Source organism: Pseudomonas sp. URMO17WK12:I6 (assembly GCF_003253625.1).
Taxonomy (GTDB): Bacteria; Pseudomonadota; Gammaproteobacteria; order Pseudomonadales; family Pseudomonadaceae; genus Aquipseudomonas.
The window spans coordinates 103,416-121,158 of the sequence record NZ_QKYZ01000002.1 but is presented as its reverse complement, the minus strand read 5'-3'; the positions used below and the strand labels follow the sequence as shown (position 1 = coordinate 121,158).

At 59.7% G+C, this 17,743-nt stretch carries 19 protein-coding genes; 9 read left to right on the top strand and 10 right to left on the bottom strand.

Features of this window, described 5'->3' with window-relative positions:
- Nucleotides 1-20 precede the first annotated feature (20 nt).
- The 5 genes from hcnC to F475_RS04180 form a co-directional block, all read right to left on the bottom strand.
- Nucleotides 21-1,280: a cyanide-forming glycine dehydrogenase subunit HcnC gene (gene hcnC / locus F475_RS04200; protein WP_111453216.1), complete on the bottom strand. Its 1,260-nt coding sequence runs from the start codon at nucleotides 1,278-1,280 to the stop codon at nucleotides 21-23.
- Complete coding sequence (gene hcnB, locus F475_RS04195; protein ID WP_111453215.1) at nucleotides 1,273-2,682, bottom strand: cyanide-forming glycine dehydrogenase subunit HcnB; 1,410 nt, start codon at nucleotides 2,680-2,682, stop codon at nucleotides 1,273-1,275. Before hcnB ends, hcnC begins: the two co-directional genes overlap by 8 nt.
- Nucleotides 2,679-2,993 (bottom strand): (2Fe-2S)-binding protein, encoded by a 315-nt coding sequence (locus F475_RS04190; protein WP_111453214.1) that lies wholly within the window; start codon nucleotides 2,991-2,993, stop codon nucleotides 2,679-2,681. The genes hcnB and F475_RS04190 overlap by 4 nt, the downstream gene beginning before the upstream one ends.
- A 428-nt stretch (nucleotides 2,994-3,421) precedes the next feature.
- A complete protein-coding gene (locus tag F475_RS04185) occupies nucleotides 3,422-4,372 on the bottom strand; it encodes a hypothetical protein (protein ID WP_111453213.1) in 951 nt (316 codons plus the stop codon).
- Nucleotides 4,373-4,554: 182 nt separating this feature from the next.
- Nucleotides 4,555-4,878, bottom strand: a complete 324-nt coding sequence (locus tag F475_RS04180; RefSeq protein ID WP_007934993.1) for a hypothetical protein — start codon at nucleotides 4,876-4,878, stop codon at nucleotides 4,555-4,557.
- A 160-nt stretch (nucleotides 4,879-5,038) separates the two neighbouring features.
- On the opposite strand from F475_RS04180, the gene F475_RS04175 reads away from it, so the two are divergent.
- The 4 genes from F475_RS04175 to F475_RS04160 all read left to right on the top strand — a co-directional run bounded on the left by F475_RS04175 (nucleotide 5,039) and on the right by F475_RS04160 (nucleotide 8,575).
- Nucleotides 5,039-5,722, top strand: a complete 684-nt coding sequence (locus F475_RS04175) for a response regulator transcription factor (protein WP_007934994.1) — start codon at nucleotides 5,039-5,041, stop codon at nucleotides 5,720-5,722.
- Nucleotides 5,700-7,094, top strand: coding sequence for a HAMP domain-containing sensor histidine kinase (locus tag F475_RS04170; RefSeq protein ID WP_018928976.1), 1,395 nt, complete (start codon nucleotides 5,700-5,702; stop codon nucleotides 7,092-7,094). Before F475_RS04175 ends, F475_RS04170 begins: the two co-directional genes overlap by 23 nt.
- A gap of 373 nt (nucleotides 7,095-7,467) precedes the next feature.
- Nucleotides 7,468-7,827, top strand: a complete 360-nt coding sequence (locus tag F475_RS04165) for a DUF6124 family protein (RefSeq protein ID WP_111453212.1) — start codon at nucleotides 7,468-7,470, stop codon at nucleotides 7,825-7,827.
- 337 nt (nucleotides 7,828-8,164) lie between these two features.
- Nucleotides 8,165-8,575 (top strand): hypothetical protein, encoded by a 411-nt coding sequence (locus tag F475_RS04160; RefSeq protein WP_138867441.1) that lies wholly within the window; start codon nucleotides 8,165-8,167, stop codon nucleotides 8,573-8,575.
- Nucleotides 8,576-8,640: 65 nt separating this feature from the next.
- Here F475_RS04160 and F475_RS04155 read toward each other — a convergent pair whose 3' ends face one another.
- Together F475_RS04155 and F475_RS04150 are read right to left on the bottom strand one after the other, a co-directional pair.
- Nucleotides 8,641-9,147: a DinB family protein gene (locus F475_RS04155; protein ID WP_018928975.1), complete on the bottom strand. Its 507-nt coding sequence runs from the start codon at nucleotides 9,145-9,147 to the stop codon at nucleotides 8,641-8,643.
- Between the two features lie 232 nt (nucleotides 9,148-9,379).
- On the bottom strand, nucleotides 9,380-10,498 hold the full coding sequence (locus F475_RS04150) for an NAD(P)/FAD-dependent oxidoreductase (protein WP_111453210.1): 1,119 nt from the start codon (nucleotides 10,496-10,498) through the stop codon (nucleotides 9,380-9,382).
- A 452-nt stretch (nucleotides 10,499-10,950) separates the two neighbouring features.
- Here F475_RS04150 and F475_RS04145 point away from each other — a divergent pair, with 452 nt between their 5' ends.
- The 3 genes from F475_RS04145 (at nucleotide 10,951) to F475_RS04135 (ending at nucleotide 13,529) form a co-directional block, all read left to right on the top strand.
- A complete protein-coding gene (locus tag F475_RS04145) occupies nucleotides 10,951-11,247 on the top strand; it encodes a hypothetical protein (RefSeq protein WP_111453209.1) in 297 nt (98 codons plus the stop codon).
- Nucleotides 11,248-11,445: 198 nt separating this feature from the next.
- Nucleotides 11,446-13,116, top strand: a complete 1,671-nt coding sequence (locus tag F475_RS04140) for a Na/Pi cotransporter family protein (protein WP_111453208.1) — start codon at nucleotides 11,446-11,448, stop codon at nucleotides 13,114-13,116.
- A gap of 95 nt (nucleotides 13,117-13,211) precedes the next feature.
- On the top strand, nucleotides 13,212-13,529 hold the full coding sequence (locus F475_RS04135) for a DUF2388 domain-containing protein (protein ID WP_026286632.1): 318 nt from the start codon (nucleotides 13,212-13,214) through the stop codon (nucleotides 13,527-13,529).
- Between the two features lie 35 nt (nucleotides 13,530-13,564).
- Here F475_RS04135 and F475_RS04130 read toward each other — a convergent pair whose 3' ends face one another.
- On the bottom strand, nucleotides 13,565-14,512 hold the full coding sequence (locus F475_RS04130) for a pyridoxal-phosphate dependent enzyme (RefSeq protein WP_111453207.1): 948 nt from the start codon (nucleotides 14,510-14,512) through the stop codon (nucleotides 13,565-13,567).
- 166 nt (nucleotides 14,513-14,678) lie between these two features.
- On the opposite strand from F475_RS04130, the gene F475_RS04125 reads away from it, so the two are divergent.
- Entirely contained in the window at nucleotides 14,679-15,338 is a 660-nt protein-coding gene (locus tag F475_RS04125) for an isoprenylcysteine carboxylmethyltransferase family protein (protein WP_111453206.1), read from the top strand.
- 25 nt (nucleotides 15,339-15,363) lie between these two features.
- Here F475_RS04125 and F475_RS04120 read toward each other — a convergent pair whose 3' ends face one another.
- Together F475_RS04120 and F475_RS04115 are read right to left on the bottom strand one after the other, a co-directional pair.
- A complete protein-coding gene (locus F475_RS04120) occupies nucleotides 15,364-16,032 on the bottom strand; it encodes an HAD-IA family hydrolase (RefSeq protein ID WP_111453205.1) in 669 nt (222 codons plus the stop codon).
- A 74-nt stretch (nucleotides 16,033-16,106) separates the two neighbouring features.
- Nucleotides 16,107-16,499: a response regulator gene (locus tag F475_RS04115; RefSeq protein WP_111453204.1), complete on the bottom strand. Its 393-nt coding sequence runs from the start codon at nucleotides 16,497-16,499 to the stop codon at nucleotides 16,107-16,109.
- Nucleotides 16,500-16,701: 202 nt separating this feature from the next.
- Between F475_RS04115 and F475_RS04110 the strand changes: the two genes are divergently transcribed.
- The gene (locus F475_RS04110) at nucleotides 16,702-17,640 is read left to right on the top strand and encodes a class I SAM-dependent methyltransferase (RefSeq protein ID WP_111453203.1); all 939 of its coding nucleotides are present in this window, start codon (nucleotides 16,702-16,704) and stop codon (nucleotides 17,638-17,640) included.
- The last annotated feature ends 103 nt before the right edge of the window (nucleotides 17,641-17,743 follow it).

The following is a 17,743-nucleotide window of genomic DNA, read 5'->3' as shown; positions in this document are numbered from 1 at the left end:
CGTCTGTGGTGAGGTTGCGGTCAAGCCATCTGCGCCTCTTTCGGTTCAACCTCCGGCGCCACCTCAAACCGATCCGCCAGAAACGGTGTGATATCCAGCGGCAACGGCTCGTTATTCACCAGTTTGTCCAGCACCACGCCGGTAATCGCCGAGGTCAGGATGCCGGTGCGGAAATGTCCGCAGGCATTGAGATAACCCTGCACGCCTTTCATCGGCCCGAGAATCGGCAGTTCGTCCGGCGAACCAGGACGTAACCCGGCCCAGCAACGTTTCAGGTTGATGTCGACGAGCGCAGGAATGCAGCGCACCGCGCCTTGCACCAGACCGCTGATTTCAGGGTAGGTGGTGGTCACGTCGAAACCTTTGTCTTCGGTGGTGCTGCCGATCAGGATTTCGCCATTGTCTTTCTGCGCCACGTAACAGTCGCTGGTGGTCAGGCAACCGCGCAGGATCTTCGGCATGCGCTCGGTCAGCAGGATCTGGCCCTTCACCGGTTTCACCGGAATGCGAATGCCGGTGGCATGCTCGCTGAGGTCGGCGGCCCACGCACCCGCAGCGTTGATCAGCGTATCGCAACGGAACACACCGGCCTCGGAGGTCTGCACGCCAGTGACCTGCGAGCCGTGGTGCAGCACCCCGGTGACGTTGGTGTTGAAATACAGGTCCACACCGTTTTGCCGCGCGCCTTCGGTGTAGGCATCGGCCAGGCGGAACGGGCTGACCTGATGGTCGCAGAGAAACTCCAGCGCCCCCCTCGCCTCATGGCTGACACTTGGCTCGGCTTCGCGCAGTGCCGCTTGATCGAGCCAGCGCACCTGATCCGCCAGGTGCGGAATGCACGCCACGATGTGCTCGGCGTAGAGCCGGTCTTCATCGTCGTAGATCACGAATTTCAAGCCGGTCTTCTCGAACTTGAAATCCATCCCGTGATTGTCCTGCAGCTCCCGGTGCAAATCCGGGTACATCGCGTTGGACTGCAAGGCTAAATCGAAGAACGACTGCGGCAGGATATGCGGCGTGCTGGAGTCCACCGCCACCGCCGCGCCCTGGGCTTCGCGCTTGCGATTGGCCGACATCATGCGGAAGAAAATCACCCCGCAGCCCAAGCCCACCGACTCACCGATCGCCCACAAGCCACCGGCCGAAGCACGGGTCGCGTTGCCGGGTCGCTTGGCGTCGATCAGCGCGACTTTCAGGTGTTTGCGCTTGGATAACTGATAGGCGCAGGACGCCCCGATCACACCGCCGCCGGCGATGATCACGTCGTAGAACTTACTCATGGCTTGCAGCCTCCGTGCCGACAGACTGGAATGCTGAAAAAGGAATCGGATCGACGGGAAAGCGCGGTCGCAACCAGCCCACATCTTGCCGCCCGGTGGCTTCGCGCAAACGGTCGGTGCAATAACCGACGCACATCCGCCCCTGACAGTCGCCCATGCTCACGCGGGTGCGCATTTTCAGACTGGCCAGGTCTTGCACACCCTGCTCCAGCGCCCGATCGATATCGGCGCGGGTCGCGTGCTCACAGCGGCAAATCACCGTGTCGGCGACCGGCAATGCGGTCTGCCCGGCACCGCGTTCGGTGTAACGGTCGACGGCGGCGCGAAAGCGCACGATGGACTTGAGTTTCGACAGGTAACGGTCACGTCTGACCCGCGCCAACTCCGCGTCCAGCACGTCACGTTGCAGCAGGATCGACACTGCTGCGATTCGTCCCGCGAGCATGGCCGCCTCGCCACCGCGAATTCCGCCCATGTCACCGGCCAGATGCACATGGGGTTCGCTGCTTTGCTGCCAGACATTGGCGCTGGCCCGTAGGTAGCCGTCATCGCTGAAGCCGTGGTCCAGGCCCATTTGCTGGCTGAGTTGGGTGCGAGGAATGAAGCCATAGCCGACCGCCAGGGTCTGCGCGGCAATCCGTTCAGCGCGGCTCAGGTCTGGCTCCCAGGTGCTGGAGTACGGCGCAACGGTCACTGATTTCAACTCTTCCTCGCCTTGAGCCTCGACCACGCCCCAGCCATAGTGCATGGGAATGCCGTGCAGTTTCAGGTATGCGAGCATGCTCAAACCGTCGAGGAACAACTGCGGCTTGTTCAATAGCGCGAGGCTTTCCCGGGCGATCTTGCCGAACGCGCACGCCTCGTAGACTCCGGCGACGCTCACCCCCGAAGCGTGTAGCTGGCAGGCCACCAGCGGCAACAGCGGACCGGTACCAGTAATCACCACCGGCCCCTGGGGTTGAACGACGCCGCTCTTGATTTGCAGTTGCAAACCACCCAGCAGAATCACCCCAGGCAAGGTCCAGCCGGGGAACGGTACGCTGCGCTCATGGCAACCGGCAGCCAACAGCAGCTGCGGGTATTGGACCTCCTGCAAATGCTCATTGACGTCCAGCACCACCAACGCCCGGGTACCTTCGGCGCCGACCACGCGGTGGTTCAAGCGCACGTCGATCAGGCCCGACTGCTCGTGGAATTCTCCATGCAGTTTGGCCAGCACTTCCGAATAGCGCGGCCCCAGGTAATCCAGTTGCACGTTATCGCGCAAGGGGCCGCGATAGACCACCCCGCCAAGACGCGAAGCCTCTTCGAGCAAGGTACAACGCACACCATGGCGCGCCAGTTCAATGGCCGCGGCCATACCCGCCGGCCCGCCGCCGACGATCACCGGTTGCAGGCTCATAAAACCTCCTGCCCGGCGATACGGTTGACCCGGGTTTCGATGCTCATGCCCTCACGCACGATTGTCTGGCAGGCGCGCCGTTTGTGGCGCCCATCGATTTTCACCAGGCAGCATTGGCACACGCCCATGCCGCAATAGGCACCGCTGATTTGATCGTGATCGTTACGGGCCACCTGGCGAATGCCCAGTGATTGAATGACCGTCAGGACGGTTTCGCCGATGGCGGCGCTGACGGTCTGGCCATTGATGCACACAGTCATATCCGCCCGCACCAGTGGCTGGATATCGAAGGTTCGGTTTATGCGTTGCATTGCGATTGTTCATCCGTGAAAGGTTCAGGTGAGATTCTTCAGCTCCATGCTGCACTACACCTTGCGGGCCACCTGACTGATAAAACGGGAAGGTCTGCACTGGTACTTCGACAACGCATCAGCTGCGCGCCCAAGCAATGTAGTCGATACCGCGAGATGGGGCTGGATCGTTTTATGTTAGGAAATATCGCCGAAGGAAATATTGATCCAGGCCAGTAAAAACACCTGAGCCGACGAACTAATCTGCAAACACCGTCTTCGCCGCCCGCAGCGCAAAAAAAGCAAAACGCCGCTTCTACCGGAGGCAGAAGCGGCAGAGGCCAAATGCCTCGAAGGGATCAGTGCATGAACAAGGCAATCAGAATGATGATCGGGATCGGCACGCCGAGCAGGAACAGCAGTAATGAGCGCATGGGGGTTCTCCTGGGTTAGCGAACAGGTGGTAGCGTCGTGGTCGTGGTGGTGGTCACATAGGCATCGGCCTCCAGATACTCCACGGCATCCCGGCGACGACCGCCGAAGGTCGCGGCGAGGCTGGCGAAAAACGCACCGGCCAACAGCGCGATAAACATCCACAACGCCGTCCATGCCGCAACTTTCGCGGCAGTGTCAGCCGCTTGTTGCGCGGCCAGTTTGGCGTCGGCCACGGCTTTTTGAGTACGGGCATACACTTCATCGACACGACGCTCGGCGTCCGCTTGCGTGAGGTTGGTCCGCTGGGCCACCAATTGCGCCAGATAAGCCCGATCTTCGGTGGCCAATTGACCGTCGTTGCTCAGGCTGCGCGCGAAGATGCGGGTGACGGTGCCGTGGGTGGCGTCATCACTGACAGCCACCGGGCGGTCATCGCGAAACAGACTGTCGATGAAGTAACCGTACGGATCATTCGCGGGATTGCCGATAGCGCTGCCGGCAGCCTGGGTCATGGCGCTGGCGGCACCGCCGGCGACCACTGCCCCGGCCCGCACACCACCGCTGACGACGCTACTGACCGAACCGACCACCAGGGTCGCGGTCACCAGCGTCGCCACACACCAGGCCAGGAAGCCATGGGCCGTGTCACGGAAATAAACCTCATCGCCGTGCATGAACGCCCACTTCACCCGCAAGCGGCCGGCGATGTAACCGCCGAGACCGGACGCCACGATCTGTGTAAAGGCCAGCCAGACAATCGTCGAAATACCCAGGCCCTTGGCACTCATACCTTCATTGGCCCACGGCGAGACCGCCGTGAAACCCAGGCCAAAACCGAGCAGTACGAGGATCAGCGACAACGCCGCGGCCGCTGCGGCCCCGGCGAAGATTGCGGGCCACGAGACGCCCGATAGTGTGCTGGACTCTTCGGCGACAGGATAAAAACCATCGGGGGATCTATTCATTGTTGTTGTACTCCAGGCAGTTGTTACAACTCGTCAAAGGAGCCGTTGCAGACAGCGTGCCAGTCGCACCACTTAAATAAATCTTTGAATTTCAACAAGTTGAAAACAATGAACTTCTCAGGACCATGCACTTTGCAAGGAGCCGACGCTGGCGGCGGGTTTTATGCATTGCGCCAACCGAACTACTTGCGCTTGTAACTCTTGTTGCCGCTGGGCGTCAGGCAATACACCCCGCCTCTGGGCCCGGTGCAGAACGTACCGGTGCCGCAGGCGCAGCCGTCGGTTTCCTGTAACAGCGTCTGCGGCCGCGCCTGGCTTTTTGTGCCAAACATCGCCGAACAGCTTTTCTTTGAACCGCTGATGGAGCCGTCATTGCACAGGAACAGATCGCCGTCGCAACGATCAATACCGCCCTTCTTCCCGGAACACGGTGTGTTGGCAGCCCACGCAGATGAGCCGAACAGGCATACCAACAACAGAAATATTGGCATCCAGCCACGAACCATTAAAGTGCGCACAGTGCAGCTTCCCTTTAGAGTCATGGCTGGATGATATCAATGTTGCGACCAGCCTCACGAGACCACATGAAAGTTAATTTAATCAGCCGCATGTAATTCTTGGCAAAATGCCTCAACTTCGTATTGAACCGATTATCAGGCAAGCCCTATGACCCGTATTTTGACCATCGAAGACGACGCCGTGACCGCCCGGGAAATCGTCGCCGAACTGAGCAGCCACGGCCTCGAAGTGGATTGGGTCGACAATGGCCGCGAAGGCCTGGAGCGCGCCGTCAGCGGCGACTACGACCTGATCACCCTCGATCGCATGCTGCCGGAGCTCGATGGCCTGGCGATTGTCACCACCTTGCGCACCATGGGCGTGGCCACGCCGATTCTGATGATCAGCGCCCTCTCCGACGTCGATGAACGCGTGCGTGGCTTGCGCGCCGGCGGCGATGATTACCTGACCAAACCATTCGCCACCGATGAAATGGCCGCCCGGGTCGAAGTCTTGCTGCGCCGGCAGAACACCGTGACCGCCCAGGCCACCACGTTGCGCGTGGCCGATCTGGAGCTGAACCTGATCAGCCACGAGGCCAGCCGCGACAGCCAGTTGCTGACGCTGTTGCCCACCGAGTACAAGTTGCTGGAATTTCTGATGCGCAACACCGGGCAGATTCTGTCGCGGATGATGATTTTCGAAGAAGTCTGGGGTTATCACTTCGACCCCGGCACCAACTTGATCGACGTGCACATCGGCCGTCTGCGCAAGAAAATCGACCCGCCAGGCAAAGTCCCACTGATTCGGACCGTGCGAGGCTCGGGTTATGTCATTGCTGAACCCCTCTAAAGGCTGGCGTTCCTCCAGCAGCCGTTTGCTGGCGCTTTACAGTTCGCTGTTCGTCGCCTGGAGCGCGATTCTCATGGGGGTCATGTATTACGAGGTGTCCAACTACCTCGACACCCTCGCCAAACACTCGCTGATGCAACGTCAGCATCTGTTTTCACGCTTCCAGGGCGAGCAACTGGTGGATGCCCTCGCCGCCAGCATGACCTTCGACATTCGCGGCATCGATGCCTATGGCCTGTTCGATGACCAGCAGCGCTACCTCAGCGGCGCCTTGCGCCAGATCCCCGAAGAACTGCCGCTGGACGGCAAAATTCACATGCTCGGCGATTGCGCCGAATCCGACGACCCGACCCTGCCCGCCGACAGCTGCGACGCCGTCGCGACCCGAACCCTGGACGGCCGCTGGCTGGTGCTGGTGCGGGACAACGGTTCGTTGTTTGCCGTGACCCGGATCATCCTGCACGCGCTGTTGTGGGGCGTGTCGCTGACGATTTTGCCGGGCATCGCCGGCTGGCATTTATTGAGACGGCGCCCGCTGCGGCGGATCCGGGCGATCCAGGCCAGCGCCGAAGCCATCGTCGCCGGCGACCTGACCCGGCGCCTGCCGTTGTCCAATCGCCGTGACGAACTGGACATGCTCGCCGCCATCGTCAACGCCATGCTCGAACGCATCGAGCGCTTGATGCATGAGGTCAAGGGCGTGTGCGACAACATCGCCCATGACCTGCGCACGCCGCTCACTCGCCTGCGGGCGCAGCTGTACCGGATTCAGCAGCAGGCCGATGAAGGCTCGACGCTGGCCGTGCAACTGGATTCGGTGCTCGGCGAGGCGGACACCTTGATGGCGCGTTTCCGTGGCTTGTTGCGGATTTCCGAGCTGGAGGATCGTCAGCGCCGTTCGGGGTTCGTGCGACTGGACCCGGTGCCGTTGCTGCGGGAGTTGCATGACTTTTATCTGCCGCTGGCGGAAGAAGGCGAACTGACCTTTGAACTGCAAATGCCCGAATCCTTGCCCGGGCTCAACGGCGACCGCGCTCTGCTGTTTGAAGCCGTGGCGAATTTGCTGAGCAACTCGATCAAATTCACCCCGCCGGGTGGCCAGGTGATTTTGCGTGGGGTGAATGACGCGGGGCACACGCGCATTGAAGTGCTCGACTCCGGCCCCGGGATTGCGCCGGCCGAGCGCGAGGCGGTGTTTCAACGTTTCTATCGCGCCGAAGGCGGCAACCCGCAAAGCGGATTCGGCCTGGGCCTGTCGATCGTCGCCGCGATTGCCAGCCTGCATGGGTTTACGCTGGAGGTGGACAGCAGTGAGTTAGGGGGCGCGCGGTTGGTGCTCGATTGCCGGCAGAACCTGATTCCCCAGGCTTGATACTTGCCTGTGTTTAACAGTGAAACGGGGCTTGTTTAAGTGCCCTCAAGGATACTTCCTGAAAGCTACAAAACCTTGCGTCGTTGCCTACGGCTGCGCCAGAATCCGCCGGCTTGTGCGCCTTGGGGCCGCTCGGTAACTTGATCCCGTCACTGCCCATCAGTGATCGGGTTTAGTCGCCCGTGGTTGTTAGTAAGGTGCATAGCGCATCATTCAGTCAGGCATTTCAGTCCTGTGCTTAATGGTGGTTGTGCGCAGGGCGCCCTCGGGCGCGCCGGTTTTGCTAACTTCCCCGGTCGACTAACCTGCGCACAGCTGCCTCCATTCGTTTAGTCGCGAAGTGGCTGCGGCTCCATTTCAGGAGTTAGCAACTATGTTCAAAGTAACACCCAACCCACCGGACACCGATCCAACCTCCCCGTACGAACCCGATTCAAAGAAACTCAACGAGGCCGCCGAGCGGGCTCTCGACTTCCACTTCCCATCGAACGCCGACATCAAAGCCACCACGCGTAAACCCAGCAAACTGTTTGCCGTAGCCCCAGAGGCCACGGCCGAAACCCTGGCGGTGTTTCTGGTCGAGACCCTGGCCTCGGTCGATGTGATGGTCCACCAGTTGGTGGATCATCTGGAGGGTGAGTCGCGCTATGCCCTGCTGGGTATTTCCAACAGCATCATGGTGGCGGAGATCACCGCGAACCGGGTGCTGGATAAGATTGATCTGCCCAAGTAGAGGCAATCTTCTGCGGAGAGTGGGTAACTGAGGCTGGCTGTGCAGCGGTCCCTTGTTCGGGGGCGTTGCGCAGTCCAGCGGCAGCAAGCATCCACTAGAGACAGGATGGCTGAATGAATGCGTACCCTTTTTGTACTGAACTCTCAAAACCAAAAGATCGCATTGCCCGCCAACTGACGATAACTCTGGCGTGCAAAGCATTCAAAGTACTATCAACTGGCGATTAGCATCATTCTAAAAACATATAAAGACCTGTCAAATATGACAGTAGACCAAGACTAAAAAGCAGGCAACCATTCATGGCACACCCTGATATAAACGATAAGCAGGTATTGCTATGAATTCGACCAAAGTTACTGCAACCGGGTATCTAACCGGCGACTCCTCAAAGTACGGCCATTTCGAAGCGACTCAGAAAACCGTGCGCTACCCATCCTATCCGCCACCGCATTCAGAACTAAGAATTATTGGCATGGATCCTTTTAATGGTGGCAGCCACGGTGTAATTCTTGTGATAAAGCGTAGTGAAATAATCAAGGGCGAATACAACATAGCCGAAGACACAGATATTACTGCGATCTATAATGCTGGCGAGCCATCCTATTTCGACAACAACGGCACACTTAATATCGAAGAATTCAACTCAGAAAAACAACATATCAAAGGGCAATTTAATTTCAAATCCGGAAAAGCTGAAATAACTGTTTCTGGCGAATTCGAACTAACTGGATTTGACAGTACTGTTTAGTACAAATAGAAATACCCTGCTCCCTTCAAGCCCGCTCCCACAGGATTTGCTTGGGCCAGCAGGGTTCAATACCCCGGAACCTCGCGCAAAAACTCTGACAGGTCGGTGATCGGCGGTATGGCCGGAATGTCGAAGTACATCTGGATCACCCAGCCCCGGTGATAGCTGGCGTGGTTGACCACATGCAACAGCATGGCGCCGGCACTCATGACCCCGCTTTCCCCCGACATGGAGGTGAATTCGATGGGTTTATCCAGCGACTCCTCGGTCTGGGCCGAGCTCCAGCCACAGAACCATTGATCAATCTCCTGTTGCGCCATTCGCAACTCGGCGAGCTCGGTATGGAGCAGGCCATGGGAGGTCTTGAAGTCGTGCCCCCGGCCCTCCAGATGAGCTTGCCAGATGCAATCCACCACATAGGTGTGGTTCAAGGCGCCGATCATGTTATTGAACACCGACACCCGTTTGCGATTGAGTTCCTCAGGTGGCAGCGCCATGAGGCTGTCGAAGAGTCGCTGATCGGCCCAGCGCTTGTAATCGGCGAGCATGCGGGCAGTGCGTACGTTGATCATCAAAGATCTCCCATAGCGATGGGCGCATTGCCAAGAATAGTCCTCGCAGCTGGTTGCAGCCTAAACCCTGATCATCGGTTGCGCCGCACGACTTTGTAGCAGCTGCCGAAGGCTGCGTTCGGCTGCACAGCAGTCGCTAAACCATACGCTGCGGGTGGGTCAGATAAACCACGTGCGCAGGATTCACGACTGCTACGCAGCCGACGCAGCCGAACGCAGGTTTCGCCAGCTGCTACAGAGTTTCATTGCGAATTAAACGCTGCACCACCCGTTCGGCCAATGCCAGGCAACTGGTCAGCCCCGGTGACTCGATGCCGAACAGATTGACCAGGCCCGGTACGCCGTGGACGTCCGGGCCGCTGATGATGAAGTCGGCGGCCGGCTCGGTCGGCCCGCTGATTTTCGGGCGGATGCCGCTGTAGGCCGGTTGCAGACTGTCATCGGGCAACGCCGGCCAGTAGCGCCGGATCGCCTGATAGAAGCCGTCGCCACGATGGGGGTCAACGCGATAATCGATCTGCTCGACCCATTCGACATCCGGCCCGAAACGCGCCTGACCGCCCAGGTCCAAAGTCATGTGCACGCCCAGCCCGGCGCTTTCCGGTGCTGGATAAACCAGATGCCGGAACGGCGCCGGGCCACTGAAACTGAAGTAACTGCCCTTGCACAGCCAGGCCTTGGGCACGTGCCGCGCCGACAAGCCTTCGATCCGGCTCGCCACCTCAGGCGCGGACAGTCCGGCGCAGTTGATCAGTTCACGACAGCTCAAGGTCATCGGCTGGGCCCCACCCATGTGCAGCTCGAAACCCTGCTCGGTACAACGGGCCGATGCAAACGGCGTATGAAAGGCTATCGAGGTGCCCCAGGCTTCGGCATCGGCCTGAAGCGCCAGCATCAAGGCGTGGGAATCGACAATCCCGGTGGACGGTGACCAAAGCGCTGCAACACAAAACAACGCCGGCTCAAGCGCCCGTGCCTGACCGGCATCCAGTAATTGCAGGTCATCGACACCGTTGCGCCGGCCTTGCTCCAGCAACGCCTGCAAGGCATGGCGCTGACGGTCATCGGTGGCCACGATCAGCTTGCCGAGGCGCCGGTAATCGACACCGCGCTCATCGCAGAAGGTATACAGGCGTTGCTTGCCCTCCACGCACAATTGCGCCTTGAGACTGCCGCTCGGGTAATAGATCCCGGCGTGGATCACTTCCGAATTGCGCGAGCTGATGCCCACGCCAATCCCCTCGCCCGCCTCGACTAGGATCACTTCTCGTCCGGTCCGGGCCAAGGCTCTGGCCACCGCCAGGCCGACCACGCCAGCCCCGACTACCACGCATTCGATATCGACGCTCACCTGCCCTCCACTCATTCAAGCCAGCCCTGGATGCGATAATCGATCAGGCTGGAGGATATCGCCAGCATGAACTCATACGGTCTGCTACGTGGCGTTCACACTATATGTTTAATTTCCCATTTAACGATCATTCAAAATAACAATTAACTGTCATTGACCTGAACACTTTCCAACTTCCCCCCTTCAACACAACCTTAACCGGCTATCGGCGATTGACTTTGCCAACCTGCCTGAGTAAATTGCGCCGGCCGATAACAACGGCTTTTTTCAACTCACAAAAGAATTCAATGGACACAGTATCTAGTCGCTGTCGGATGACTGCTCACACGCAGGATCTGGCACATAACCCAGACAATGACGGGCCTCGACTTTTCGGTCGGGTGAGCTGCGCTAGAGCTTGAGGCTCCACCGTAACTTGCCTCACCGGAATCATTCCGGCCCAGAGGCATGTTATGAACTTCAAAACCACTGTACTGCCGGGCGTACGCGCCTTTGCATCGACCATGCGGGTCACGCCCTGCCGTGAGCGTCTGCCGACGACTCGGCTCTGCGCCCCGTTCTCCGCCCCTTCTACCCACGCCAAGGTGCGCCCTCGTGCCAACTGGCGTGTCTGCCCGACGACCGGCCGGCTTCAGCAACGCTGGAGCTTCGACGACAGTCAGGACCCACAAAGTCGGCGCATCGCGCGCCTCTTCCAGCAGGCGAGCCTGATGCTCGGCCTGTCTATCGGGGCATGCATTTTCAGTTGATCTGAAGGCACTTTAAAGTCCCTCCGGAACGGTTTCCTTAAACGGGAATCCGACAACTTCTTATTGCCCGTAAAAATCTGAATTATTGGAATTAGTTGCGGACCATCAAGTAACACCACAATCACGGGTGTTATTCAGATACCACGAGCCGGGTTCCGGGTCTTCAATAAATGCAATACGAAACAAGGGAGAGCCCTCATGTCGGGAACTACTCTACTGATCAACCTCGCCGGCTCCATTGCCCTGTTGCTATGGGGCACTCATATGATTTCTTCGGCGCTGTTGCGCGGCTTCGGCACGCCGCTGCGTCAGTGGCTGGGCCACAACCTGAACAACCGCTGGATGGCGTTGTTGTCGGGGATCGGTATCACCGGGGTCTTGCAAAGCAGCACCGCCGTGAGCCTGATGGCGACCTCGTTCACTGCCGCCGGGACGCTGGGACTGGCGCCGGCCCTGGCGGTGATGCTCGGCGCCAACATCGGCTCAACCCTGGTGGTGCAGTTGCTCAGCGTCGATGTGTCGATGCTCACGCCCAGCGTTTTGCTGGCGGGCCTGATCGTCTTTCGTCTGCGCGATGACTCGCGCTACGAAAGCGTCGGTTGTGCACTGATCGGCCTGGGGCTGATGCTCCTGGCCTTGCACATGCTCGGCTCCACATTGGCGGAAGTCGAAGGCACGCCGATCTTCCAGCTGATCATGCAGAGCCTCGAGGGCGATCTGGTCATTGCGCTGCTGGTGGCGCTGATCCTCACCTGGCTGTGCCACTCCAGCGTGGCCGTGGTGTTACTGATCGTCTCGCTGGCCGCCACTGGCATGCTCTCGGCCAGCACCATCGTCGCGCTGGTGCTGGGGGTGAACATTGGCGGTGCGCTGCCCTCGGTCATCAACGCCGGATCGAGCGTCGGCCGACGCCTGCCGCTGGGCAACCTGCTGGTGCGTGCGGTCGGTGCTCTGGCGGTCTTGCCGTTTGCCGGATTGCTCGCTCAGGCGCCGCTCGCGCCCTCGACCCTGGTGGTGTGCCTGCACACCGGTTTCAATCTACTGCTCGCGTTGGTGTTCATCGGTCTGACCGACGTACTCGCCAATGCCCTCACCCGACTGCTGCCGGCACCTGAGCGGGATGTCGATCCCGGCATGCCGTGCTATCTGGACGAGGCCGGCCTGGAAGTGGCCAACATCGGCCTGTCGAATGCCGCTCGCGAAGCGTTGCGCATGACCGACATGTTCTCGACCATGCTCGGCCGGATGCTGCAGCTGTTCCACACATCGCTACCGGCCTGCGCCGATGAAGTGCAGCGGATCGATCAATCCCTGGACCTGCTCAGCGCGGCGATTCGCGCTTATCTGGCCGACATCGGCAAGGAAGGCATCAGTGACAGCGATGCCGATCGTTCCCAGGAAATCCTCACGTTCGTGATCAACCTCGAACATGCCGCGGACATTCTTTCCAGCAGCCTCACGCAGTTGGCCATGCGCCGCTTGCGTCGGGGTGAACAGTTCTCGGCCTTCGAACTGGGCAACATCGCCCCGCTGCACGACGCCGTTCTGGAAAGCCTGAGCCTGGCGATCACCGTGTTCCTGCGCGAAGACATCGCCACCGCCCATCAACTGATCCAGCGCAAGGAGACCGTCAGAAGGCTCGAAGCCTGCGCCAGCCGCGAGCACTTTCGCCAGTTGCAGGAAGACAAAAGTACCTGGGCGCAATCCGGTGATATTTTCCAACGGGTACTGCGTGATTACCGGCGCATGCATCACCACATCGCCGCCCTGGCGTATCCGCTGCTCGAACGCGCCGGTGAGCGCTCGGTCGAGAGCATCGATGCTCCCGCTACGGGTCGCATGACGGTAGATCTGGCTGGAATTGAGTGAGGCATATGTAGATCGACAGGGAACTCCTGACCACCGCCGGGCATCCTAAATTATGTGTTACTTCTTTTACGCTTCACGCTTCGGAGGACGCCGTCATGCGCCGTCTGTTTTTAGTATCTTCACTCGTGCTTTGCTTGCCCTTTGGCTCAGCCATGGCCCGTGTGGATGCGGGCGATGTCGCCACCTCAGCCGGGGTATCCGCATCGCTGTACTCAACGTTCAAGGATCACAAAATGGTCATTCCCGCCCGGGATGACGCCTCCAGTTTTGTCGCCAGCGGCGGTACGATCCGTGGCGTTTACCTGGAGTCGGTATTGAAGGAAATTCGCCAGAATCATCCCGACCTGAAGGCCAGCGATGAAGACCTGGCCAGAGCGATCCTCGTTCAAGAAGGTGTTCCAGCCGGTCAATAAAGTCTGAAACGTAAGCGGTAGGGCTAGTGACAGCCCTACCTTGCTTCAACGCTGTGTTTTTCGACCCCGGCAGACAGGCGTGCCCAGCCGGCGACCAACTGCGCGCTGATGCTGACGCCGCCGCACACCACAATCACCACGTCATGGGCCTCGGCAATCGCCGGATGGTCGAGGTACGCCACCGCCAATGAAACGCCACACGCCGGTTCGACCAACTGGCGCAGGTCGTTGGCGTAACGAACCACGCCCATGATCGCCTCATCATCGCTGAGCACCACGCATTCATGCGGGAAATCAAGGATGTGCTGCACCGGCCAGGCGGCCACTTGCGCGGCGCCGAGTGACGTGGCAACGGTGTCGATGCGCGGCAGTCTGACCGGGTGCCCGGCAGCGATGGCGGCAGCGAACGACGCCGCCCCTTGGGTTTCGCACGCAACGATCCGACAATCCATGCGCTGATGACGGATCAGGCCGGTGAGCAGGCCCGCCAGCAAACCGCCGCCCCCCACGGATGTCACCAACGCATCGACCTGAGGGCAGTCCTCGAGGATTTCATCGACCATGGTGCTGTGTCCTTCCCACAACACCGGGTGATCGAAAGCCGGCACGTATTCGGTGTCTGCGCCCTGCGCGAGTTCTTTCGCCCGTTGATTGGCCTCGTCCCAGACCTTGCCATGGACAATCACCTCGGCACCGGTTTTCCTGATCCTGGCGCGGGTGGTTTCCGGGGTCGTGTTCGGCACCACGATGCAGGCTTTCAGCCCAAGGTTGGCGGCGGCCACCGCCGTGGCCAAACCGGCATTGCCACCGGAAGGGCAGACGACTTTGCGCTTGCCCTCCTCCGCCGCCTGGCTGCACAACAGGCCCATGCCGCGCAGTTTGAACGAGCCGCTGGGTTGCAGGTTTTCCAGCTTGAGCCAGATTCGCCGGGTCGGAGTCGACAGACCCGGGTGCAGAATCAGGGGCGTTCTGATGTGAAGCATCGTGTGCTCCTTGTGACAGCACCGGCGCGTTGAGATCTTTCAACGGGCCGGAAGTGAACGGACAGGCTCATCCTTATCCAAGCTTAGTTCACCCTGCTCGACGACTACCGCTCTCATAACGGACTGCCCTCTACACTGGTGATATGCCCTTTTTGCGAGATCAGTTATGAAAATCTCAGCCAAACTCGCGTTTTTCGCCCTCGTCAGCACCCTTGCCTACCTCGCTCTCGCGGTGTTCGGGCTGGGCGGGTTGGCGGCGTTTTTCTCGCATCCACCGCTGGTGGTCATTGCGCTTGCGACCCTGGTGATGGCGATCGTGTCGTTGTTCAGTGAGGGCAATTTGAGCACTGGCGAACGTGAAGACCGGGCCAATCGCTGGGTGCTGCCGGTTTTCGGGGTGCTCGGGTTGTTGAGCGGGTATCTGCCGGCCTACACCGACCGGATCGACTTCTGGACCTTCGGTGGCGAGGGCGTGCGTTGGCTGGGTGCGCTGCTGTTCATTGGCGGCGGCGCGTTGCGGATGTGGCCGGTGTTTGTACTGGGCAAGCGCTTCAGCGGATTGGTGGCAATTCAACCTGGACACCGCCTGGTCACCGACGGAATTTATCGGAATGTGCGCAACCCCAGCTACCTGGGGCTGCTGATCAATGGCGTGGGCTGGGCGCTGGCCTTTCGTTCCGGTGTCGGGTTACTGCTGGTGGCGCTGATGTTGATACCGCTGATCGCCCGCATTCGCTCTGAAGAAGCGCTGTTACGCTCGCAGTTCGGCAACGAATACGAAGCTTATTGCGCCCGTAGCTGGCGATTGATTCCGGGGATCTACTGAACTGACCGCATCAGGGCCGTGTCGATTATAAAAAGTGTAAGCGGATCAGGTTATTGGCATCCACATGGCTCGTGACCGAGTCATAACTGGCCAGTGTGGCGTGCCGGGTCTGAAGGGGATGAACGTGGGTCGCGGTGATGACCATGATGTTGGCACCCGCCGCTTCGCCTGCGCGAATTCCGACGTCGGCGTCTTCGAAGATCAGGCACTCGGCTGGATCCACCTGCAGTCGACCAGCCGCCAGCCGATAGCCCGCAGGATCGGGCTTGCCGGCGCTGACATCTTCGGCGGTAACCATCACGCCAGGTTCGGGAATACCGGCCGCGGCCATTCGGCGCAACGCCAGGGCCCGCGGTGCAGAGGTGACGATGGCCCATTGGTGGGCGGGCAGCGACTTGAGGAAATTCGCCGCGCCGGACACCTCGACAATCCCCTCCACATCATCGATTTCCGCCTCGGTGATCCACGCCGCTTCAGCTTCGGCATCTACCCCTGGCAACGCCAGGCGATTGATGGTGTCGATGGCGCGAACGCCATGGATGGTCGGCAGGAAGGTTTCGACATCGACGCCGTGGCGCACGGCCCAGGTTGTCCAGATCCGCTCGGCGGCGGCGATGGAGTTGAGGACGGTTCCGTCCATATCAAACAGGAAGGCGCGGTATGAGCTGTTGAGCAGGGATGTTTGAACAGACAAAAGGGAGGTTTCCTTCGGTAAGAACCAGGCAGGTGTTGCCAGGCAATGTACACCACCCGCTACAGGGCTCGGCTCTACTCCAAGGCGTTTTTCACACAATCGAGCAACTGCCCCACCGCCCAGGGTTTCTTGATGAACGAAACCGGATGCTTGACTCCGGAGCTTTTCGGAGTTTCGAAGCCGGACATGATCATGATCGGTTTGTCTGGCCAACGGTCGCCAAACTGATTGGCCAGGTCCGCGCCATTGAGTTTGCCCGGCATGGTGATGTCCGTCAGCAATAACCTCACTTGCGGGGCGTGCTGTTCCAGAAACTGCGATGCGGCGTCCGCGCTGATCTGTGGTTCAACCGCAAAGCCTTCCTCCTGAAGAATTTCGCAAAGAAACTCCAGGATCAACGGGTCGTCCTCAACCACAAGAATCAATCCGCCAGACAAGCGCGCGCCCGCCGTTGATGCTGGACTCATGACTGTGCCACTCCCTGATTGCGCAAATAGTTTCGCAGGCTCAAATCCGCCACCTACAGGTATGAACAGCGGACCTCGCGAAAAATTCATTTTTGATACACCTATCCAGGGCATTCTCCGTTCCAGGCCGCTAAACATGACCGTTTGTCCGCGCATAATTGTGGTTAAAATGCCGCCCTTTCCACATGACCGACCCTGCCCGATGAATCCAGATGCCCTCTCCATCCTCCACGACCATTTGCTCACTGCGCTTGCGACAGCCCCCGCAGAAACCCGTCGGCTGTTCCACGGCCGTGGCCGCTGCTGGCCGGGGCTGGAGCAATTGACCGTCGACTGGCTCCAGGGCGTGATGCTGGTCTGTGTGTTCAAGGAGCCGCAAGCGTCGCAACTGGACGATTTGAAGCAGCGACTGATGGCGATAACACAGGCGCCTGCGTGGAAAACCTCCGGCGCACATACCTTGCTCCTGCAACATCGCTATCTGCAGGAGAGCACCACCGAATGGCTGCTCGGGGAGCCGATCGAGGAGATGACGATCACCGAGGGTGGCCTGCAGTATCGCGTGGATCTGGGCCGCAAACAGAACACCGGCCTGTTTCTCGACATGCGCTACGGCCGCGATTGGGTGCGGGCCAATGCTGACGGCAAGCGGGTGCTGAACCTGTTTGCCTATACCTGCGGATTTTCAGTGGCCGCCATCGCGGGAGGCGCTACGCATGTGGTCAACCTGGACATGTCCCGCGCGGCCCTGAGCCGTGGTCGCGACAATCACCGGCTCAACGGCCATGACTTGAGCAAGGTGAGCTTTCTCGGCCACGACCTGTTCAAGTCCTGGGGCAAAGTGATCAATAGCGGCCCTTATGATCTGGTGATCATCGACCCACCGTCCTTTCAGAAAGGCAGTTTTCTGCTGACCAAGGATTATCAGCGCGTGCTGCGCCGTCTCCCGGAACTGCTCAGCCCCCAGGGCACGGTTTTGGCCTGCATGAACGACCCGGCTTTTGGCGCGGACTTCCTCATCGACGGCGTCACTCGCGAAGCACCGAGCCTGCGGTTTGAGCAACGGCTGGAAAATCCACCGGAGTTTCCCGATGCCGATGTTGAGTGTGGGTTGAAGGCGTTGGTGTTCAGGCAGGGTTAGTTGAAAATCAAAAGGGTGATTCAACACCAGGCAGGCCAGCCAGACTCAGTAGACTAATGGTACTTGAGCCCGAACCCGCGGCTTCCTACGATGATGATACGCA